Below are 20,941 nucleotides of genomic sequence, written 5' to 3'. Positions count from 1 at the left end.
CAATATTCAACACCATGGAAATGGGTGTATAACTATATTTTATTAAAAGCTTTATTCATTAAGTATAAACAACTTTTGTGAATTTGCACTATTATTTAAAAATATACGGTAAAAAAACAATCAGCCCAATTAAGACAGCTATAATAGACGCAATAATCACGCTAAAAGCAGCAACGTCTTTCGCTTTCTTAGCTAAAATATGATAATCCGTTGTTACCAAATCGACTACATATTCAATAGCTGTATTTATCGTTTCAAATGCTAGCACAAGTCCAATCGCTAACAATATAAAAAGCCATTCCACTTTTGTAATATGAAATATAAATCCACAAACAATGACTATCAAACCAAAAATAAGATGAAGTAAGAAATTCTTATCTTTTTTTAATAAAACTATCATGCCTTGAAATGCATATTTAAATCTATCCATACGCGCCTCTAATCTCTAGTTAAGCCGTATGCATTAAGAATTTGATCTTGGCGTCCGAACATTTGTTTCTCATCTTGCTCATTCATATGATCATAACCTAATAAATGTAAAAAGCCGTGTAATGCAAGGAAGCCCAATTCTCTTTCAAATGAATGTCCGTACGAGTCTGCTTGTTCTTGAGCAACATCAGTACAAATAATAATATCGCCTAAAACTCTCGGCATTTCTATACCAGTTATTTCAGGTTCATCTTCCTCTAATGCAAAAGATATAACATCTGTGACTTTGTCTTTATCTCGATACATTTTATTAATTTCTTGAATCTCATCTTTATCTACAAAAGTAACTGACAATTCAGCCTCTTCTTCGATATTTTCTTGTTCCTTTGCAAACGTTAGCAGCTTGTCAATTTGTGTAAACCAATCCTCTTTCACTAAATTAGTATGGTCACTAAAATCTATCGTAAACATTTATTCATCTCCCTCATAACGATCAATAATTTTACTTACTAATGGATGACGTACCACATCTGTTTGGTCTAAATGATGAATACTTAAACCTTTAACGTTTTCTAATTTTTTAATCGCTTCTTTCAAACCACTCTTTACACCTTTTGGTAAATCTACTTGTGTTTTGTCACCAGTGACTACCATTTTTGATCCAAATCCTAATCTAGTTAAGAACATTTTCATTTGTGCATGTGTAGTATTTTGAGCTTCATCTAAAATGACAAACGCATCATCTAATGTTCTACCTCTCATATAAGCTAATGGGGCAACTTCAATGATACCTCTTTCTATAAATCTAGCAGTTTGTTCTCTACCTAAAACAGTATTTAACCCGTCATAAAGCGGTCTTAGATAAGGATCTACTTTTTCTTTTAAATCTCCTGGTAGAAATCCTAAAGATTCGCCAGCTTCAACTGCAGGTCTTGTCAAAACAATGCGTTTTACTGACCCTTTACGTAACTGTTTAGCAGCATAGACTACAGCTAAAAATGTTTTACCTGTACCAGCTGGTCCCACACCAAAAACTAAATCATTATGGTGCATCGCATTTACGTATAAACGTTGTCCCATTGTTTTAGCACGAATCGTCTTGCCAAATGCATCTTTAGTAATTTCATCTTCATATAAATCTAATAAGTATTGAATCGTACCATTTTGTGCCATTTTCACTGCTGCTTCAACATCTTTAATCGATATTGTTACACCTTGTTGTATGACTTTTAATAAATTAATTAGTACGGATTCCGCTTTTTCAACATGCTCAACTTGCTCTCCTTTTACAGCAATTTCTTGACCACGAGCATGTATAATGACATCAAATCCTTCCTCAATTGATTTAAGGTGTTCATCATTATTACCAATGAGTGCTTGCGCTTCATTGATGTCATTTATTTGAATAATTCCAGGCATATAGGTGCTCCTTTACAAATATATTCGTTTCTTTTATTTTATCCTATTAGATTTTAAGTTACAAAATGATTGTTAACAAATAAATAATCAGCTTGTATAAAAATATACAATTACTGTTTAAAACTATTGATTATACATCTCTATTATATCACGAATACTCAATATATTATTTTAAAGTGAATTGAATAGGACAGAATTTCATTAATTTTAACAGAAGATTTACATTCTATCTAATTTTATAATAAAACGAAAGCTTTATAATGTATAAATATGATTGTGATAATCAGATAAATAAAAGTTCTTACTACGATTATAATATTAAAAACGCCTTATAACATCAAATTACATTGATTTATAAGGCGTTAACTTAAAACATTATATTATAATTGTTTCGGTCTTTCTAATACTTCTGACCAAATAATACCATTAACAACTTCGTCCTCAGCAAACCTGAATTGTTCATTTGTGGCTGTTCCTTGTATCGCATGAGCATTCATAAGTTGTTTTAAACGAAAACGCTTTGTTCTTTCTGATAAATATTTATCAGCTATAATTGCACGTGCTTTTCGTTCAGTTCGTTGCAACTTCTTCTCAGTTTCGCGATCAATTTCACTACGTACATCTTGCATTTGTCCTATTAAATCGGATTCTAATTCTTGTTGTAATTTATCATCTTGCTGTTGTTGTGAACGTTTTGCTTTTTCAGCTTCAGTTTCATTATCCGTTCTCATCGTTCTTGATGAGCGCTCAGGACTCGGTGTTTCCATTTTTTCTGCACGTGTTTCAACCGGTTCTGCTTGTGTCTTAGTAGGTTGAGGAGCGCGTGGTTTTTCACGTTCTTGCGACATAGGGTCTTCATTTAATTGTTTCTCTATTTCTTTAAATGTTTTTCCTATTTCATCAAAAAAGCCACGTTTCTGTGGTTCTCCTCCATGGTCATTTGACCGTTTGTTGACTGGTGGTTTTTGGTTTTGTCTTTCTTTATGGCTATTATCACTAATAGCACCAATTATTGTCACAATCACAGATATTACAAAGATAATAATACCTATACTCATTTAATCACCCCTAATTATTTATCCGGTGATTCATCATCTTTTTGATTCGTACGTTGATTAATAGAATTTCTCATGCCTGTGTCAGCTTCAACATTTTTTAAATTGTAATAATCTTTTACGCCTAAGTTGCCAGAACGTAAAGCTTCAGCCATAGCCAATGGTACTTCTGCTTCTGCTTCAACCACTTTAGAACGCATTTCTTGTACTTTTGCTTTCATTTCTTGTTCTTGAGCTACAGCCATCGCACGACGTTCTTCTGCTTTAGCTTGTGCAATATTCTTGTCTGCAAGCGCTTGTTCAGTTTGTAAATCTGCACCAATATTTTTGCTAATATCAACATCAGCAATATCAATTGATAAAATTTCAAATGCTGTACCAGAATCTAATCCTTTACTTAAAACAGTTTTAGAAATATTATCTGGATTTTCAAGAACTTGTGTATGGTGTTCACTTGAACCTATTGTTGAAACAATACCTTCACCAACACGTGCGATAATTGTTTCTTCACCTGCACCACCAACTAAACGAGCAATGTTGGCACGAACTGTAATACGTGCTTTTGCTTTAACTTCGATACCGTTCATTGCTACACCAGCAATAAATGGTGTTTCAATGACTTTAGGATTAACTGACATTTGTACAGCTTCTAATACGTCACGACCCGCTAAATCTATAGCAGCCCCACGTTCGAATGGTAAGTTGATATCAGCTCTTTGCGCTGCAATATTAGCATCAACAACGCGATCAACATTACCTCCAGCTAAATAATGCGATTCAAGTTGATTTGTAGTTAAATGCAATCCAGCTTTGTGCGCTTTAATTAGCGGTGAAATCACTTTACGTGGAGATACTCTACGTAATCTCATACCTACTAAAGTACCGATGCCTACTTTAACACCAGCAGCAATTGCTGAAATCCATAATCCTACTGGAACAAATGAAAATAGCAACAACAATGCTACTAATACAATAACGACGATTATAATTAATCCGATCATACTTTCTCTCCTTTATGATTCGATTTCTCTTACAACAACTCGTGTACCTTCAACTTCTAAGATGGTAACCTGTTTATTCCTTAAAATAAATGAACCATCTGAAACAGCATCGATTCTTTCATTATCAAATGTAATAATCCCTGCTGGTCTTAAGTCCGTTGATGTTGTTGCAGTTTTTCCAACTAAATGAGAGCGATCTTCATGTGAAGTGTAACCTGCCTCTGCATTTGTAGAATCTTTCAGTACAACTTTGTCTAAAAATGGAATTTTGCGTTTAAATCCTTTCACAAGTATCACCCACTCAATAATAGATAAGATTAATGCAAAGACAACATTAGCAATCATGAAGATAAAATTGTCTCCTAAAGTAATAATACTGAAAATAATAAACCCCATACCAATGATGCCAATAACCGCACCGACAACAAATAACTCAATGATAACTAATATGACTCCTACTCCAAAAAGTATCACAGAATAGAAATTAACGTCGCCTTTCACAAAAAATCCTAAGAAAAATATCAATAACGCTATCGTTGATATGATACCAACAACATTAATCTTATTAGAATATAATTGATATAGAAAACCAAGAAAGATAATACAAGTTAAAATCAAAGCGCCAATTGGATGTACTATAAAGTTAGCTATATTATCAATCCAATTTCCATCCTCGACTAAATTGGAAGGAAAAATTGTATGTAAACTACTTGAAAGAATCACTCTATCACCTCGCTCTCAATTTGATTATACATGAAACTAATATGCGATTATACCGTTTACACTATAAAAATCTATTATCTTCAAAGAAATTTTCATTATTACTTTTTACTTTAATAATGATTAAGTACTACATGGTTTGTATAATAAAAAATATATTGATTTAAAAAGTACAATGGTTTTTTATAAAAAAATAATAGCCTTAGCTGTATATAACAACTAAGGCTATTATGGTTTATAATTAATGTTGGTGTTGAGGGAGTCAACGAAACTATTAATTATTTGAATTTACGTTTACGTGCAGCTTCTGATTTCTTTTTACGTTTAACGCTAGGTTTTTCGTAAAATTCACGTTTACGTACTTCTTGAATAGTACCGCTTTTAGAAACTGTACGTTTGAAACGACGTAACGCATCTTCAAGTGATTCGTTCTTTTTGACTACTGTTTTAGACATGTGTATTTCCCTCCCTCCAAATATCAACGAAACTTTATTATCAATACACGGTATCAACCATGTATAATCTAGTATAATATATCTGATTAATGTGGTCAATTACTAAAATTCAGATTTTGTTATTTTGAATAAATTCTATTAATACATGAATAAATTTATCCGGGTATGGATTTTTATCGTTGTATCACCTTATTCTTTATAATTCATATAACACGCTATTAGCACACATCAATACATTAAACTAATTGTGTAAATCCTTTTCGAAACTCAAAGCACTCAAAACATATAAAGGTGCTGTTTCAGCCCTTAAAATTCTAGGACCTAAGCCAATTTGGTAACCAACATCTTGTAACAGTGAGACTTCATCCTCATCAAGTCCACCTTCAGGTCCAAATATAATTAATACTTTATCATTTGGTTTGAATTGTTGAACTAACGATTTAAATTGACTTACTTCACCACTTTTAGCGGCATCCTCATAGGCAATTAGAATGTAATCATACGCTTTGGCACTTTTAAGTACATCGTTTAATGTTGCTTGATATTGAATCGTTGGAATAGCTAATCTATAACTTTGTTCTGCAGCTTCCTTGATAATCTTCTGCCAACGTTCTAATTTCTTTGCAATTTTATTTTCTGTAAGCTTGACAACAGAACGTTTCATATCTACAGCAATAAATTCACTTGCACCTAATTCCGTTGACTTTTGTAGCATCCATTCATATTTATCAGACTTGATTAGTCCGCTACATATCGTTACATTTTGTGGTAATTCTGTATCCACATCAATACGTTCTTCTAACGAAACCATGATACCATCTGCACCAATATTATCCAGTTTACATTTATAAACATAATGATCAGCAAATGTAATAATGATATAATCATCAACTTGATGTCTCATGACATTTGAAATATGATGTATATCACCTTGATCAGTTATACAAAAACGCTGATTTACATCAGCGTTTTGATCTATAAAATATCTTTGCATGTCAATCGCTCACTTTCTGTCCGACGATACAAACCCAACTATTGTCATGATTAATAGAAACTATTTCAAATCCACTGCGTTTCATATGTTCAACAATAGCCTCGTGTTTTTCTTCTATAATACCAGAAGTTATAAAATAACCGTCTTTATTAAGTGTATTATAAGCATCATCTATCATTTCTTCAATAATATGAGCTAAAATATTAGCGATAACAACATCAAATTTTTCAGTTTCTTCTTTTAATAAATTACCTGGGACTGCTTCAATAGCATATTCACAGTTGTTTTTTTGAAAGTTTTCTTTAGCTACTCTAACAGCCATTTCATCTACATCAAGTGCTTTTATACGTTTAACGCCTAACAAATGTGCCGCAATGCTCAGTATACCTGAGCCTGTGCCGACATCTATAACTGAATCACTAGACTTAACATATGCTTCAATTGCTTTTAGACACATACTCGTTGTCGGATGATCACCTGTTCCAAATGCCATACCTGGATCTAACTCAATGCATAATTCACTATCATCTTCCTGTTGGTATGTTTCCCAACTCGGAACAATTGTGAATTTTTCAGATGCGCGAAATGGATGAAAGTAATGCTTCCACTCATTCTCCCAATCTTGCTCTCTAATTGTTTGCTCATCAAAGCTAAACAAATCTAAATCAAGACCTTCAATGTCTTTTAATGATTGAATTAATTTTTCTTGAAAATCTTTTGTATACTTAATTTCGTTAAAATATGCTTTAACTCTCACACCTTGTGTAGGATAATCTTCTGCATTTAATGCATATATTTCACCATACTTATCTTCGAAATCATGTGTTAAATCTTCTGAATCTTCTATAACAACACCATTAGAGCCATAATCTTCGAGTAAATTGGTTATGATTGGTGATACCTCATGGTTAGCAACGATTGCAACTTCAGTCCAGTTCATAAGTTATTCTCCTTTGAAGAACCTTTTTGCTTTATCTCTAAAATTTGATGGCTGCTCAGAAAGCTCCTCGCCATCTATTTCAGCAAATTCTCTAAGTAATTCTTTTTGGCGATCACTAATTTTTGTAGGCGTAACTACATTGATGTTAATAAATAAATCGCCATAACCGTAACCATGAACATTTTTAATGCCTTTTTCTTTCAGACGGAATTGTTTTTCAGTTTGTGTACCGGCAGGAATTGTTAGCATGACACTACCTTTAAGCGTTGGTACTTTAACTTCATCACCTAAAGTAGCTTGAGCAATACTGATATCTAATGAATAGTATATATCGTCGCCGTCCCTTTCAAATTTTTCAGATGGTTTGACTCTAAACACAATATATAAATCACCTTGTGGTCCACCGTTTTCTCCTGGAGCACCTTCACCAGCTAATCTAATTTGTTGTTCATTGTCTACACCTTCAGGAATCGTCACACTAATTTTAACATTTTTATTTTCAGTACCTTTACCATGACAAGTTGGACAAGGTTCTTCAAATTCTTGGCCTGAACCACTACATACTGGACATACTTTTTCAGTTCTTACTCTACCAAGAATAGTATTTTGTTCAACTGAAACATGACCAGAACCATTACAGTAATGACAAGTTTTTTTCTTAGTTCCAGGTTTAGCACCTTCACCATCACATGTGTGACAAGCAACATCTTTGCGAATAGAAATTTCTTTTTCGCTACCGAAAACAGCTTCATCAAATGTGACAGTCATCGTATATTGTAAATCGTCACCTTTTCTTGGGGCATTTGGATCTCGTTGCTGTCTGCCACCACCAAAGAATGAACTAAAGATATCTTCGAATCCGCCACCGCCGAATCCACTAAAGTCTTGGCCACCGAATCCTTGGCCGCCAAAGCCACCTTGTGGTCCATCGTGTCCGAATTGGTCATAATTTGCACGTTTATTTTCGTCACTTAATACTTCATATGCTTCTGAGATTTCTTTAAACTTCTCATCAGCGCCCTCTTCTTTATTTATATCTGGATGGTATTGTTTTGATAATTTACGATAAGCCTTTTTAATTTCATCTTTAGAAGCGCTTTTGCTAACACCTAAAACTTCATAATAATCTCTTTTGGCCACTCATACCTCTCCTTTCACGGTTTTATTAAATCTATTATAAAAAGGAAAAAGTCAAAGCCAATGTTCAATTGACTTTGACTTAATTTGGCTAAGCAATTGTGTCATATATTTCTGTTAATAACAATTATTTAGTCAATGACTCGACTTATTTTTGGTTATCTTGGTTGTCATCATCTTTAACTTCTTTGAAATCAGCGTCTTCAACATTACTATCTTGAGAAGCATTTGCATCTTCACCTTGAGCTTGTTGTTGAGCTTGAGCTGCTTGTTCATAAGCTTTTGTAGACAAGTCTTGAACTACTTTTTCTAAGTCTTCTTTTTTAGCTTTGATATCATCAATATCTTCGCCTTCTAGTGCTGATTTAAGTGCTTCTTTTTTGTCTTCAGCATTTTGTTTATCTTCTTCACTGATGTTTTCGCCTAAATCAGTGATTGTTTTTTCAACTTGGAATACTAAGCTATCTGCTTCGTTTCTCAAGTCACTTTCTTCGCGACGTTTTTTATCTGCTTCAGCATTTTCTTCAGCGTCTTTAACCATACGATCAATTTCGTCGTCTGAAAGTGCAGAGCTAGATTGTATTGTAATATTTTGTTCTTTGTTTGTACCTAAATCTTTTGCAGTAACGTTTACAATACCGTTTTTGTCGATATCAAATGTCACTTCGATTTGAGGTACGCCACGTGGAGCTGCTGGAATATCAGTTAATTGGAATCTACCAAGTGTTTTGTTATCTGCAGCCATTGGGCGTTCACCTTGTAATACATGGATATCAACTGCAGGTTGGTTGTCTGCTGCTGTTGAATAAACTTGAGATTTAGATGTTGGGATTGTAGTATTTCTTTCGATAAGCGTATTCATACGTCCACCCATAATTTCAATACCTAATGATAATGGTGTTACGTCTAATAATACGACATCTTTAACATCACCAGTGATAACGCCACCTTGAATTGCTGCGCCCATTGCAACTACTTCATCTGGGTTCACACCTTTATGAGGATCTTTTCCAACTTCTTTTTTAACAGCTTCTTGAACTGCTGGGATTCTAGTAGAACCACCAACTAAGATAACTTCGTCAATGTCAGAACTTGATAAACCAGCATCTTTCATTGCTTGACGCGTAGGTTCCATAGTTCTTCTGATTAATGAATCTGCTAACTCTTCAAATTTAGAACGAGTTAAAGTTAATTCTAAGTGTAATGGACCGTTCTCTCCTGCAGAGATAAATGGTAATGAAATTTGTGTTTGAGATACACCAGATAAATCTTTTTTAGCTTTTTCTGCAGCGTCTTTAAGACGTTGTAACGCCATTTTGTCTTTAGATAAATCTACACTGTTTTCTTTTTTGAATTCTGCAACTAAGTGATCAATAATTACTTGGTCAAAGTCATCCCCACCAAGTTTGTTGTCACCTGCTGTAGAAAGCACTTCAAATACACCGTCACCTAATTCAAGGATTGATACGTCAAAAGTACCGCCACCTAAGTCGAATACAAGTACTTTTTGATCTTGTTCAGTTTTGTCTAAACCATATGCTAAAGCAGCTGCTGTTGGCTCATTAATAATACGTTCAACTTCTAAGCCAGCAATTTTACCAGCATCTTTAGTAGCTTGACGTTCACTATCATTGAAATAAGCTGGAACAGTAATGACTGCTTTATCTACACTTTCACCTAAATAATCTTCAGCTGTACTTTTAAGATTTTGTAAAACCATTGCTGAAATTTCTTGTGGTGTATATGATTTTCCATCAACATCAACTTTATAATCAGTACCCATGTGACGTTTGATAGATTGTATTGTATTTGGGTTAGTAATTGCTTGGCGTTTTGCAACTTCACCTACTTGAGTTTCATCATTTTTGAATGCTACTACAGATGGTGTAGTTCTAGCGCCTTCAGGGTTTTGAATTACTTTTGGCTCATCGCCTTCTAAAATTGCAATACATGAATTTGTTGTACCTAAGTCAATACCTATTACTTTACTCATAAATAAATTCCTCCTGATATATTTAAAAATTTGGTGTTTTCAACAATAAAACGAATTATTGATTTACTTTAACCATTGAAGGTCTTAAAACTCTTTCTTTCAATTTGTATCCACTTTGTAGTTCTTGAGTGATTTGACCTGATTCAAAATCAGGATTGTCATCTTGAACTACTGCTTGATGTACATTCGGATCAAATTGTTGACCTTCTGTCTCAATTTTTTCTAAACCATTATTTTTTAATGCATTTAATAGACTTTCATGAACCATTTCTACACCTTTTTTAAGTGATTTAAATTGTTCATCTTCGCCATCTATTTGTAAAGCACGTTCAATGTTATCTATTGTTGGTAAGATATCATTTAGTACATCTTGTGCTTTATATGCTTTCATTGTTTGATTTTCTTTTTGGATTCTACGTTTATAGTTTTCAAACTCAGCGTATAATCTTAAATATTTTTCTTCATTTTCTTGAACATCTTTTTTTAATTGTTGAATTTCTTCATCTTTAGGATCTACGTCTTCTGCAATTTCTTGTGAATCGTCCTCCTGCAGATTATCTTGTGATGTTTCTGTAGTTTCATCATTGTTTTCAACTGAATCGGTTTGTGAAGTTTCTTCATTAACTTCTTCATTTTCGTTGAAAGCTGATTCGTTTTGCTCTGTCATAGTCTGCCCTCCAATACAATTCTTAATTACCAAATCGTATTTAGTAATCGAATTACGTTCTGATAATTCATTGCTGTTGGTCCGATAACCGCAATTTGACCTTTCAGCCTATCATCAATATGATACTCACTTGTTACGATAGAAATATCACTTAAACTTGATTCAATTTCATGTCCAATTTTCACATTGATGGAAGTATTGGACATTTCATCAAGTAGTTGTGTGATTTTGTTCGATTCTATATACTGTAGAATCGGTTGAATAGATGATACGTTTGATTCATTCAACGCATCTATGAGTTTAACCTTTCCGCCCATAAAAATGCCATTACTTTGATTATCAAAATGAATATCAATCATATTTAGCATGTCTTTTATAAAATCTTTTTCAGTATCAGATTTTACAAAAGCATTTAATTCATTTTCAAAACGGTGGTTATTCCATTCATTATATTTAGCAGTAACAAAATTTGATATTTTGGTTAATTCGTCATTAGATAAAGGTACTTCAGATGCTAAATGTAAATGTTCAACATGACCTGATGTAAACACAACCACCATAATAACCAAATAAGCATTTGCTCTAATCAAATGAATATTATTGATTATATCTTGTTTATGATTTGGACGCATTACCAGCGTTGTGTATTGTGATGCAATTGAAAGTTCATTAGCAAAATCACTCAATGTAGAGGAAATATCATAATGATTTTCAATTACCAAATCTTTTAAACGCTGCATTTTAGTTTGTTGTTGATGAGATGTTTCTTGTAATAATTGATTCACATAATATCTGATACCTGATTCTGATGGATATCTTCCTGATGAAGTATGTGTTTTTTCTATTAGTTCGAGATCTTCTAATTGTTTCATCTCATTTCTAATAGTAGCAGGGCTAACATTTAATTTATGTCGTTCAATCAGTGTTTTAGAACCAATTGGCTGACCTAAATCAACATAATCTTCAACAATTGCATTTAATATGCTTAATTGTCTATCACTAATCATGTTTTCACCTCATTAGCACTCTTTTGTTTCAAGTGCTAATTATAATTTATCAAATTGGTCAAAGTAAGTCAATGTTAAAGCCTCGGTTTTTAATAAAAACTTATACATTTAGTAAAAAAGACTCAAATACAAGGTTTCCGATGACTTTCCCTCTCTCAGTCATTGAAATAAAGCCTTGGTTATCTACAATAAGTTCTCTTTTAAGTAAATCCTCAATTGTTGTGCCATATACTTCATCTATAGATAAATCAAACTTTTCTTTAAATCTAGCTTTATTGACACCTTGGTTCATTCTTAAACCTAAAAACATTTCTTCTTCCATTTGTTCATTTTTTGTTGGTCTCGTGGACTCTAACAAAGGTCTTTCATTGTTCTTTATTTTCTTTATATAGTGATTTACAGGATTAACGTTACTGTACCTTTCACCGTCAACATAGCCGCTTGCACCTGCGCCAAAGCCATAGTAACCTTCATTTTTCCAATAAACTTTATTATGCTCTGATTCGTGACCCATTTTTCCAAAATTAGAAATCTCATATTGATGTAACTCAGACCTTTGCATGCGTTCTAAAAGATATTCATACATTTCTTCCCCGATATCTTCATTAGGTATTTTCAATTTGCCTTTTTTATACATATTATAAAATTGAGTTTTAGGTTCTAAAATAAGACCATAACTAGAAATATGATCAATATCCATCGCCAATGCTTTTTCTAAACTATCTTTAAAATCATCGATGGTCTGTTTTGGTAAGTGATACATTAAATCTAAACTAATAGAAGGAATACCTACGGCTCTCGCATTTGTAACTGCTTGGTATATATCAGATGTATTATGTGTTCTTCCTAATATTTCAAGCAACTCTGGTTTAAAAGTTTGAACGCCCATAGATAATCTATTCACACCAAAATCCTTTAATAATTGAACTTTTTCCAAAGTCAATTCATCTGGATTTGCTTCAAAACTAAATTCTCCTTTGATTTCGAAAATATCAGTAATAGCTTTAAGTAAACGTTTAAGTTGTTCATAACTAAGTGCCGTTGGCGTTCCTCCACCAACAAAAACAGTTTCTAACACTTTCGTTTTACTATATTGCATTTCTTTAATTAAACAATCTAAGTATTCATCAACTGGTTGGTTATGAATAAAATATTTATTGAAATCACAATACGTACATATTCTTACACAGAAGGGGATATGTATATATGCACTTTTCACTTCCATATTGTGTTCACCTACTTCCCTATTTAAAAACATGATGTTTCATAAAAAACTGGGGCATAAATCGTTCGGATTTAAGGCCCCAAGTTTAAAGTATTATTAATCTTCATCCATTTTGAGTACTGCAAGGAAAGCATCTTGTGGAATTTCTACATTTCCCACTGCTTTCATTTTAGCTTTACCCGCTTTTTGTTTTTCTAATAATTTTCTCTTACGTGTAATGTCCCCACCATAACATTTAGACAATACATTTTTCCCCATAGATTTAATGTTTGTTCTTGCGACAATTTTTTGTCCTACAGCAGCTTGTACTGGTACTTCAAATTGTTGTCTTGGTATTAATGTTTTCAACTTATCGACAAGAGTTTTACCACGTTCGTATGCAAATTCTTTATGCACGATAAAGCTAAGAGCATCGACTTTTTCACCATTTAATAAAATATCCATCTTAACCAGGTCACTTTCTTTATTATCAATAAATTCATAATCAAAAGAAGCATAGCCTTTAGTATTAGATTTTAATTGATCGAAGAAATCGAATACTACTTCTGATAACGGAATTTCATAAATAATATTCACTCGAATATCATCCATGTATTCCATATTAATAAATTGACCACGTTTACGTTGACATAATTCCATTACAGCACCGACATAATCATTTGGTACCATCATAGTCGCACGTACAAACGGCTCATAAATGGTTTCTATTTTATCGCGATCTGGCATATTCGCTGGATTATCTACAGATACTTCCTCACCAGATTTTAATATACATTGGTAAATTACCGATGGCGCAGTTGCGATTAATTCAATACCGAATTCACGTTCAATTCTTTCTTGAATAATTTCCATGTGTAACATACCTAAAAAACCAGTACGGTAGCCAAAACCTAATGCTTGAGAAGATTCTGGTTCAAATTCTAATGAGGCATCGTTTAATTGCAGCTTCTCTAAAGCTTCTCTTAAATCGTTATAGTCTTTGTTATCAATAGGGAATAATCCACAGAATACCATTGGATTCATTTTTTTATAACCTTGTAGTGGCGCTTCAGCAGGTCTCTCTGCATGCGTGATTGTATCACCTACACGGGAATCATCAACATTTTTAATACTAGCAATGATATAACCTACATCACCCACTGTTAATTCATCTACTGATAATTGTTTTGGGGTGTTAATACCTACTTCAGTTACTTCAAATTCTTTTCCAGTAGCCATCATTTTGATACGATCTCCAGCTTTAACAACGCCTTCCATAACACGTATGGATGAAATGACACCTCTATATGGATCATACTCAGAATCAAATATTAAAGCTTTTAAAGGTGCTTCTGGATCACCTTCAGGTGGTGGTACTACCTCAACTATTTTTTCCAATATATCTTCAATACCTAAGTTTGATTTTGCACTTGCAAGTACGACATCCTCTTTATCAATACCAATAACGTCTTCAAGTTCTTGTTTAACGCGTTCTGGCTCAGCTGCAGGCAAATCAATTTTATTGATAACAGGTAGAAGCTCTAAATCATTATCCAGTGCTAAATAGACATTCGCTAGTGTTTGTGCCTCAATACCTTGTGCTGCGTCCACTACTAAAATAGCACCCTCACACGCCGCAAGTGATCTAGATACTTCATATGTAAAATCTACGTGTCCCGGTGTATCAATCAAATGGAACGTGTATGTTTCTCCATCCTTCGCTTCGTATTTCAATCGTACTGCGTTTAGTTTTATAGTAATACCGCGTTCTCTCTCTAAATCCATAGAATCTAGCAACTGTGATTGCATGTCTCTTGTTTCAACTGATTTAGTATTTTCTAAAATTCTATCAGCTAAAGTAGATTTACCATGGTCTATATGTGCGATAATAGAAAAGTTTCTTATATTTTTGCGTCGATTATAACGATCTTGTTTATCCATGTATTATCCTTCTCACTTTCATAATTCTAGCCCGTTTGTATGTATGACATTCTTTGATATAATAACGTTTTTACAAGTCAATTGCAAACTTGCAAAGCCATTCGTTTATAATAATTCAAAATATTAATTCACTTGTTAACACTTTATCAGAATATTTTATAGAATAAGTGTTTCATAACTTTATACATTATTGTATCATTTATATTGAATTTACGGGCGGCTCATAAATAAATGATTGCAGAAAGTCGCTTGTTTTGATAAAATATTTCTTGTTGTAATCAAATTCATTTTGATAGCGAAGATCACTTTTAGGAGGTGACACACATGCCAAACATCAAATCTGCAATTAAACGTGTTAATACAACACATACTGCTGAAGAACGTAATATTTCTCAAAAAAATGAAATGCGTACAGCAGTTAAAAGAGCTCATTCAGCTTTAGAATCAAATGCTGATAACAAAGCTGACTTATTGAGTTTTGCTTTGAAAAAAGTAGATAAAGCTGCACAACGCAACTTAATCCACGACAACAAAGCTGCTCGTATTAAGTCATCATTAATGACAGCTGCTAAATAATATTAAAGTTCAAGCAATTGCTTGAACTTTTTTTATATCTTTTTTAAATAAGTATCCTTTTAAAATACGCCCAATTTAATGTATGCACAACGGGATAATATTGCTTTGTTTAAAACTACAGCGATAAAATAAATAACTCTAATATGAGATGTTTATCCATATAAGATGATTTTAATTTATAATCCGTTTCAGCACAGTAATCTATAATATTTAGCAAACTTTCAAGTTGGTAGTTTCTTGCTTGATTAAGCGCTAATTTTACTCTGTATTGGTGTACATTTATTGTCTTGGCAATTTGTTGACCACTATAACCCTTTTGACTTAATATTTTAGACTGATAAAAAAGTCGATAATTACTGGTAATTAATGCTAATAACTTAATTGGTTCTTCTTTCATTGCAATCAGATCATTAACCAATTGAATTGCATTTGATTTTTTATTTTTTTGAATATAATCTGTTAGTAAAAACACATTTTGTTCTAAACTTCTATTAACAATTTGGTACACATCTTGTTTATTAATTGTTGATCTGTCACCTAAGAAAAGGATTAATTTTTCGAGTTCTTGTTTAACAATATTAAAATTAACGCCTGTTAATTCTATAAATAGGTCAAGTGCATCTTGTTTGATATCTTTAAAATTTTCATGAAGCTCTTTTTTCATCCACTGCATAATTCCTTCTTCTGACATTTGCTCTATTTTTTTTAATTGGGCATTCTTTTTTAATGTTTTCACCAATTTCTTACGCTCATCTAATTTACTATGATATACCTCAAAAATAATCAACGTATCTCCATCATATTTTTCAATAAATTCAATGAGTTGATCTATGTTGTGATTCAAATCTTTAGGAGGTTTTTCACCAGTGAATAGGTATGCATTTTGAACAAGTACTACTTTTTTATCAGAGAAAAAGGGCATGGTCAATGATTCTTCTATTACGGGTGCCAAATCATGTTCGTATAAATTATATTTCACGAAATTAAAATCATCTTTAGGTGCATTTAAATAGTTATTTATTTCTTCTGCTGACTTTTTTTCTATAAGTTCCGGTACTTCTCCGTAAATTGTTATTATATTGTTGCTCATATATAGCACCCTTTCATCTCTATTACACATTAAATTATTATATCACGCAGTATTTGTTCTCTCTACCCAAATCATTTACCAAATTGTGATTTAATTTGTATCGAATTTGATAAAGTAATTGTAACTTCCCCAGAGAGACTCGTCATATATATTTTAGATCCTATTGCTTTCAATCTAGTAATAACTTCGGTACTAGGTAATTTATATATATTATTTTGTCCAACTGAAATTAAGCTGATTTTAGGATGCATTATATTGACAAAGTTAGAACTAGAACTTGTTTTACTTCCATGATGACCTACTTTTAATACATCCAAATTATTAAGTTTGTACTTATTAAGTAAAAGAGATTCATTATGTTTTGAAGCATCGCCCATAAATAACATTTTATATTTATTATATTGTATGTAGGTAATAATAGAATGTTCATTTAGATCGTCTGAATTTTGTATTGTAGCATCTAATAAACGAATATCTGCTTTGCTAAGTACGATATGATTAAAAGTTTTAAAATCTAATAATTTAACCTTATGTTTTTTACATTGTAACGTTAGCGCTTTTAATTGTTCTAAGCTAAAGCTATTTGCATTTATTATTATATGATCTATTTGATATTTTCCTATTAGATAGCTTAATTCTCCCATATGATCAACATGTGGGTGTGTAATAATCAAATAATTAATTTTAGGTAAACCATGCTTTTTTAAAGTGGGCAGAATCTTTCGTTTTGATAGCATGTGGTTGTCTTTCATACTTTTTTTAATCAATACACCCCCAGTATCTATAAGCATAGATTCCTGTTTATCCGTTTCAAATAATATAGCATCTCCTTGGTTCACGTTTAACATAGTTAATCTGTAATCATTTGATTTCGGTAAAATGGTTAAAATGAAAAATATGCTTATTAGAATCAATAAAAAAAGAAAATAATGCTTATGAACGAATAAAATAAGTGCAACAATGATAAGAAACACAGCAATCGCAATAAAAAATGAAGATAATTCGGGGGTGAACCATTTTAAAGTAGAGAATTTCATAAAAATAGAAACAAAGTAATCATGAATCAAGAGCAATATATTTAGGCATTTTGTAAAAATTGTAACTTTAATAGGAAAATGAAGCGAAGCAAAATAAATTAACGAGGCAGGAAATAAAATAAATGTGTAAAACGGAACAAAGAATAAATTAGCTAAGATACCTATCCATTGGATTTGATTAAAATGGGCTGCACTAATAATGGAAGATGAAAGTTGTGCTATAACACTGACAAAAATCATGCTTTTGGCGATATTAGCGTCTTTTAAAATCGGGAGTGCAAAAAGAATACAAAAAGTTATAAAAAATGAAAACTGAAATCCAATATTATATATTAATTGTGGAGAAATTAGTGTGATTAAAATAAAAACACCAAAAAGAACATTCATAGAATGTTTGTACAACTTTTTCGGAAGTAATAGAAGAATAAGCGCAACTAACACTGCACGAATAGCACTTGGAGCCATACCAGTGTAAATAGTATAAATGGGTAACAAAATAAAAATAATAGCTTTTATCAAAAATAAGGGACATCTGACTTTAGTCAAAGTATAAAAAATAATACTAACTAAAGCTGTGATATGTGTCCCACTTATTGCTAGTAAATGATAAATACCAATTTCTCTAATTTGATCTAATTGGTGGTCTTTTATCCTGGAAGTATCTCCCGTAATCAATGCAATTATTTTACCTGGATCATCGTTGTGTTCTGTAACAAGACGCTTATAAATATATTGCTTATGTAAATCGACCAGAGACATCCAACCCATTGATATTGACTTACAACTTGATAAATCGACGCTTTTTATATTGATATATAATTTTCTACTTATTCCTTCCCCATTATATTTAAAAGCACCATGGATTTTACAATCGCGTCGGTATAATTCAGACGAATCCGAAGATTTAACTTTACTGTTCGGCTTAAAATAATATTGATAATAATCGCTATCAATTTGGAGTTTACCACTTAGAGTATTGTCGCTAATGACAGGTTTAGTGATAAATTTTGCATTAGCAATTAAAGATTTACTTAACATATCATTTTGAAATTCTAACGTTTGATGATAATACCTATAAAATAATCCAAAAGCTATAAAAGGAACAATTATAATCATAATAACTTGCTGCCATTTGAACTGCTTTATTTTAAGTAAAAATATAAGGAATATAAAAAGAAGTATTGAAAGAAATTTGAGATGTAGCCAAAGAATGCCAACTAAATATGCTATGCCATAATAAACCGTGGCTATTTATTTAATAAGTATTGTGCTACATGCTCTTGATCAAATGAAATTTTTTTATACTCAATACCTGCTTGTTTCAATAACTCCAATGCATATGTATGGTTATGATAATCTTCGGCATAATATATTGTATCAATACCAGATTGTATGATTGATTTTGTACAGTTCAAACAAGGGAAATGAGTAACATAGATTGTAGCGCCATCTGTAGAAACACCTTGTTTAGCACATTGAAGTAAAGCGTTCATCTCAGCGTGTATTGTTCTGATACAATGGCCATCCTCTAATAAACACCCTTCATCAATACAATGAACTTCACCTGAAACCGAACCGTTATAGCCCCCTGCAATGATTCTATTATCTTTCACTATAGTAGCACCAACTGACAAACGTTCACACGTAGAACGCAAAGCCAAAAGATGACTTTGAGCCATAAAGTATTCTTCCCATTTGATACGATCCATGATGATTTACCTCCATATATGTATTATATTTTTTGATTAATTATAGATTAATTTGAATTGAACCATAATGCAACTAAAAGTTATATAGTCAGCTTTGAACCGATTTTTTCTAAAGTCTTAGCTCCAATACCTTTTACGTCTTTTAATTGCTCTACAGACTCAAAAGGGCCATGTTGTTGTCTATATTCTATAATAGCCTTAGCTTTAGTCGGTCCAATCCCATTTATCGTTAATAACTGAGATTCTGTTGCATCATTAATATTTATTTGTTCTGAGTTTATTGTACTATTACCTTTTTTACTATCTTCTGTGTGGTTATTCTTTAAAGCAAAATGATTCATATTAATGTCTTTTTGATCTTTGTCACCAATTTTCGGAATATAAATGACTTTCTGATCTTGTAATTTTTCAGCTAAATTCACACTTGAAAGATCAGCATCTTTTAATAAAATTGCTTTGTCCACTAATTGCTTAACCCTATCCGTATCTTTCATCTTATAAATATCAGGATGCTGTACAGCACCTTTAATATCAACAAAAATAAAGCTACCCTTTTTATCATTTTTTACTGATTTTGCATTATCATTATTAGTAGCAATTGTTTTACTATTGGTATTTTGTTCATTAATTAATGTGGAATCATCATTTGTACTTAAGTTTGCATTGCTGTTGTCATCTGTATTGCTGACATTTAAAAATTTATAACAACAAATAGCAAGCAATAGTACTAACGCGCATCCAACTATGATTACTAATTTATTTTTCTCAAAAATTACTTTCCATTTTGACCAGTCTAATTGCAAAAAATCACTCCTTTATACTTAACACGTATAAGGGAGTGATTTTACTTTTATTTTTTAGCTATGAAAAATAATCTATAACCATTTTCAGTGTGATTGTTTATGTCAAAGTCAACAAAAGTCTGTATATGGTTAAAACCTACTTCTTTTAACATCGCTGTATATTCATTTTCAGTATAAGTTTGCTGATAATGTGATTCATCAAACCTAGTATAATGCGTACTATCTTGTTTAATAAAAAACGACATATCGTGCCAAACACTCAGAGGTTCTTCGCCTTGGACAGCTTCCCACCCTAAGAAAACATCTTCGGATTCGTCAATATAACTTTGATTATTAAACAATGTATTCATTTTATAAGCTGTGTGAACATCAAACATAAAAACACCATCTTGAGATAAATGTCGATAAACATTTTTAAATGTATCTGAAACATTTTCTCTTTCAGGTAAATAATTCAAAGAATCACAAAATATTGTAATGACATCAAAATGTTGTTCAAGCTCAAAATCAGTCATATCTGCTTCAATCCAATTAACAACATTAGATTTTTGAGCAGCTATGGCTAACATATCAACACTAAGATCCATTCCTGTCACTTGCTCAAATTCAGTGAACAGCGATGTTAAACTACCGGTTCCACAACCAATATCTAAAATAGAATGCTTTTTACCTGCAAAATGATTAACAATGCTTAGCCAATCTTCATACGGTTGATCTAAGGTTAGCTGATCATAAAACAAGCTCATTTCTTCATATTGTGCCAT

At 32.1% G+C, this 20,941-nt stretch carries 21 protein-coding genes; 1 reads left to right on the top strand and 20 read right to left on the bottom strand.

Annotated elements, in window-relative coordinates:
- Nucleotides 1–91 precede the first annotated feature (91 nt).
- The 15 genes from ACP7BT_RS01410 to lepA all read right to left on the bottom strand — a co-directional run bounded on the left by ACP7BT_RS01410 (nucleotide 92) and on the right by lepA (nucleotide 14,962).
- On the bottom strand, nucleotides 92–430 hold the full coding sequence (locus ACP7BT_RS01410; protein ID WP_011303000.1) for a diacylglycerol kinase family protein: 339 nt from the start codon (nucleotides 428–430) through the stop codon (nucleotides 92–94).
- 8 nt (nucleotides 431–438) lie between these two features.
- Entirely contained in the window at nucleotides 439–900 is a 462-nt protein-coding gene (gene ybeY, locus ACP7BT_RS01405; RefSeq protein WP_011302999.1) for an rRNA maturation RNase YbeY, read from the bottom strand.
- Nucleotides 901–1,848 (bottom strand): PhoH family protein, encoded by a 948-nt coding sequence (locus tag ACP7BT_RS01400; RefSeq protein ID WP_002483161.1) that lies wholly within the window; start codon nucleotides 1,846–1,848, stop codon nucleotides 901–903. It lies immediately after the preceding gene.
- 380 nt (nucleotides 1,849–2,228) lie between these two features.
- The gene (locus tag ACP7BT_RS01395; protein WP_037538372.1) at nucleotides 2,229–2,906 is read right to left on the bottom strand and encodes a hypothetical protein; all 678 of its coding nucleotides are present in this window, start codon (nucleotides 2,904–2,906) and stop codon (nucleotides 2,229–2,231) included.
- Between the two features lie 14 nt (nucleotides 2,907–2,920).
- Nucleotides 2,921–3,904: a flotillin-like protein FloA gene (floA, locus tag ACP7BT_RS01390; RefSeq protein ID WP_011302997.1), complete on the bottom strand. Its 984-nt coding sequence runs from the start codon at nucleotides 3,902–3,904 to the stop codon at nucleotides 2,921–2,923.
- 12 nt (nucleotides 3,905–3,916) lie between these two features.
- The gene (locus ACP7BT_RS01385; RefSeq protein ID WP_041080599.1) at nucleotides 3,917–4,627 is read right to left on the bottom strand and encodes an NfeD family protein; all 711 of its coding nucleotides are present in this window, start codon (nucleotides 4,625–4,627) and stop codon (nucleotides 3,917–3,919) included.
- A gap of 275 nt (nucleotides 4,628–4,902) precedes the next feature.
- The gene (rpsU, locus tag ACP7BT_RS01380; protein ID WP_002483157.1) at nucleotides 4,903–5,079 is read right to left on the bottom strand and encodes a 30S ribosomal protein S21; all 177 of its coding nucleotides are present in this window, start codon (nucleotides 5,077–5,079) and stop codon (nucleotides 4,903–4,905) included.
- A gap of 241 nt (nucleotides 5,080–5,320) precedes the next feature.
- A complete protein-coding gene (locus ACP7BT_RS01375) occupies nucleotides 5,321–6,073 on the bottom strand; it encodes a 16S rRNA (uracil(1498)-N(3))-methyltransferase (RefSeq protein WP_041080597.1) in 753 nt (250 codons plus the stop codon).
- A 1-nt stretch (nucleotide 6,074) separates the two neighbouring features.
- The gene (gene prmA / locus ACP7BT_RS01370) at nucleotides 6,075–7,013 is read right to left on the bottom strand and encodes a 50S ribosomal protein L11 methyltransferase (protein WP_002483155.1); all 939 of its coding nucleotides are present in this window, start codon (nucleotides 7,011–7,013) and stop codon (nucleotides 6,075–6,077) included.
- Between the two features lie 3 nt (nucleotides 7,014–7,016).
- Nucleotides 7,017–8,153, bottom strand: coding sequence for a molecular chaperone DnaJ (gene dnaJ / locus ACP7BT_RS01365; protein WP_011302993.1), 1,137 nt, complete (start codon nucleotides 8,151–8,153; stop codon nucleotides 7,017–7,019).
- Between the two features lie 145 nt (nucleotides 8,154–8,298).
- Nucleotides 8,299–10,143: a molecular chaperone DnaK gene (gene dnaK / locus ACP7BT_RS01360; protein ID WP_041080595.1), complete on the bottom strand. Its 1,845-nt coding sequence runs from the start codon at nucleotides 10,141–10,143 to the stop codon at nucleotides 8,299–8,301.
- A gap of 55 nt (nucleotides 10,144–10,198) precedes the next feature.
- Nucleotides 10,199–10,810: a nucleotide exchange factor GrpE gene (gene grpE / locus ACP7BT_RS01355; protein WP_002483152.1), complete on the bottom strand. Its 612-nt coding sequence runs from the start codon at nucleotides 10,808–10,810 to the stop codon at nucleotides 10,199–10,201.
- A gap of 26 nt (nucleotides 10,811–10,836) precedes the next feature.
- Nucleotides 10,837–11,817 (bottom strand): heat-inducible transcriptional repressor HrcA, encoded by a 981-nt coding sequence (gene hrcA, locus ACP7BT_RS01350; RefSeq protein WP_069820175.1) that lies wholly within the window; start codon nucleotides 11,815–11,817, stop codon nucleotides 10,837–10,839.
- A 100-nt stretch (nucleotides 11,818–11,917) separates the two neighbouring features.
- Complete coding sequence (hemW, locus tag ACP7BT_RS01345; protein WP_011302991.1) at nucleotides 11,918–13,042, bottom strand: radical SAM family heme chaperone HemW; 1,125 nt, start codon at nucleotides 13,040–13,042, stop codon at nucleotides 11,918–11,920.
- A 96-nt stretch (nucleotides 13,043–13,138) separates the two neighbouring features.
- On the bottom strand, nucleotides 13,139–14,962 hold the full coding sequence (lepA, locus tag ACP7BT_RS01340; protein ID WP_002483149.1) for a translation elongation factor 4: 1,824 nt from the start codon (nucleotides 14,960–14,962) through the stop codon (nucleotides 13,139–13,141).
- A gap of 324 nt (nucleotides 14,963–15,286) precedes the next feature.
- On the opposite strand from lepA, the gene rpsT reads away from it, so the two are divergent.
- Complete coding sequence (gene rpsT, locus ACP7BT_RS01335; RefSeq protein ID WP_002483148.1) at nucleotides 15,287–15,538, top strand: 30S ribosomal protein S20; 252 nt, start codon at nucleotides 15,287–15,289, stop codon at nucleotides 15,536–15,538.
- 115 nt (nucleotides 15,539–15,653) lie between these two features.
- Here rpsT and holA read toward each other — a convergent pair whose 3' ends face one another.
- The 5 genes from holA to ACP7BT_RS01310 all read right to left on the bottom strand — a co-directional run bounded on the left by holA (nucleotide 15,654) and on the right by ACP7BT_RS01310 (nucleotide 20,941).
- Nucleotides 15,654–16,628: a DNA polymerase III subunit delta gene (holA, locus tag ACP7BT_RS01330; protein WP_041080592.1), complete on the bottom strand. Its 975-nt coding sequence runs from the start codon at nucleotides 16,626–16,628 to the stop codon at nucleotides 15,654–15,656.
- A 71-nt stretch (nucleotides 16,629–16,699) separates the two neighbouring features.
- Nucleotides 16,700–18,781, bottom strand: coding sequence for a DNA internalization-related competence protein ComEC/Rec2 (locus tag ACP7BT_RS01325; protein WP_041080590.1), 2,082 nt, complete (start codon nucleotides 18,779–18,781; stop codon nucleotides 16,700–16,702).
- A gap of 131 nt (nucleotides 18,782–18,912) precedes the next feature.
- The gene (locus ACP7BT_RS01320) at nucleotides 18,913–19,374 is read right to left on the bottom strand and encodes a ComE operon protein 2 (RefSeq protein ID WP_002483145.1); all 462 of its coding nucleotides are present in this window, start codon (nucleotides 19,372–19,374) and stop codon (nucleotides 18,913–18,915) included.
- Between the two features lie 80 nt (nucleotides 19,375–19,454).
- Complete coding sequence (locus ACP7BT_RS01315; protein WP_037538367.1) at nucleotides 19,455–20,177, bottom strand: helix-hairpin-helix domain-containing protein; 723 nt, start codon at nucleotides 20,175–20,177, stop codon at nucleotides 19,455–19,457.
- Between the two features lie 47 nt (nucleotides 20,178–20,224).
- Nucleotides 20,225–20,941, bottom strand: coding sequence for a class I SAM-dependent DNA methyltransferase (locus ACP7BT_RS01310; RefSeq protein ID WP_002483143.1), 717 nt, complete (start codon nucleotides 20,939–20,941; stop codon nucleotides 20,225–20,227).

This window comes from Staphylococcus sp. Y174-1 (assembly GCF_049897865.1).
Classification (GTDB): Bacteria; Bacillota; Bacilli; order Staphylococcales; family Staphylococcaceae; genus Staphylococcus; species Staphylococcus saprophyticus.
Note: the sequence above shows the minus strand (reverse complement) of the source record. Positions and strands in the feature narration are given on the sequence as shown.

Coding starts and splice junctions, on each gene's coding strand:
- ACP7BT_RS01410 (WP_011303000.1), bottom strand. CDS start 430: ATGGATAGATTTAAATATGCATTTCAAGGCATGATAGTTTTATTAAAA.
- ybeY (WP_011302999.1), bottom strand. CDS start 900: ATGTTTACGATAGATTTTAGTGACCATACTAATTTAGTGAAAGAGGAT.
- ACP7BT_RS01400 (WP_002483161.1), bottom strand. CDS start 1,848: ATGCCTGGAATTATTCAAATAAATGACATCAATGAAGCGCAAGCACTC.
- ACP7BT_RS01395 (WP_037538372.1), bottom strand. CDS start 2,906: ATGAGTATAGGTATTATTATCTTTGTAATATCTGTGATTGTGACAATA.
- floA (WP_011302997.1), bottom strand. CDS start 3,904: ATGATCGGATTAATTATAATCGTCGTTATTGTATTAGTAGCATTGTTG.
- rpsU (WP_002483157.1), bottom strand. CDS start 5,079: ATGTCTAAAACAGTAGTCAAAAAGAACGAATCACTTGAAGATGCGTTA.
- ACP7BT_RS01375 (WP_041080597.1), bottom strand. CDS start 6,073: ATGCAAAGATATTTTATAGATCAAAACGCTGATGTAAATCAGCGTTTT.
- prmA (WP_002483155.1), bottom strand. CDS start 7,013: ATGAACTGGACTGAAGTTGCAATCGTTGCTAACCATGAGGTATCACCA.
- dnaK (WP_041080595.1), bottom strand. CDS start 10,143: ATGAGTAAAGTAATAGGTATTGACTTAGGTACAACAAATTCATGTATT.
- grpE (WP_002483152.1), bottom strand. CDS start 10,810: ATGACAGAGCAAAACGAATCAGCTTTCAACGAAAATGAAGAAGTTAAT.
- hrcA (WP_069820175.1), bottom strand. CDS start 11,817: ATGATTAGTGATAGACAATTAAGCATATTAAATGCAATTGTTGAAGAT.
- hemW (WP_011302991.1), bottom strand. CDS start 13,042: ATGGAAGTGAAAAGTGCATATATACATATCCCCTTCTGTGTAAGAATA.
- lepA (WP_002483149.1), bottom strand. CDS start 14,962: ATGGATAAACAAGATCGTTATAATCGACGCAAAAATATAAGAAACTTT.
- rpsT (WP_002483148.1), top strand. CDS start 15,287: ATGCCAAACATCAAATCTGCAATTAAACGTGTTAATACAACACATACT.
- holA (WP_041080592.1), bottom strand. CDS start 16,628: ATGAGCAACAATATAATAACAATTTACGGAGAAGTACCGGAACTTATA.
- ACP7BT_RS01325 (WP_041080590.1), bottom strand. CDS start 18,781: ATGATTATAATTGTTCCTTTTATAGCTTTTGGATTATTTTATAGGTAT.
- ACP7BT_RS01320 (WP_002483145.1), bottom strand. CDS start 19,374: ATGGATCGTATCAAATGGGAAGAATACTTTATGGCTCAAAGTCATCTT.
- ACP7BT_RS01310 (WP_002483143.1), bottom strand. CDS start 20,941: ATGGCACAATATGAAGAAATGAGCTTGTTTTATGATCAGCTAACCTTA.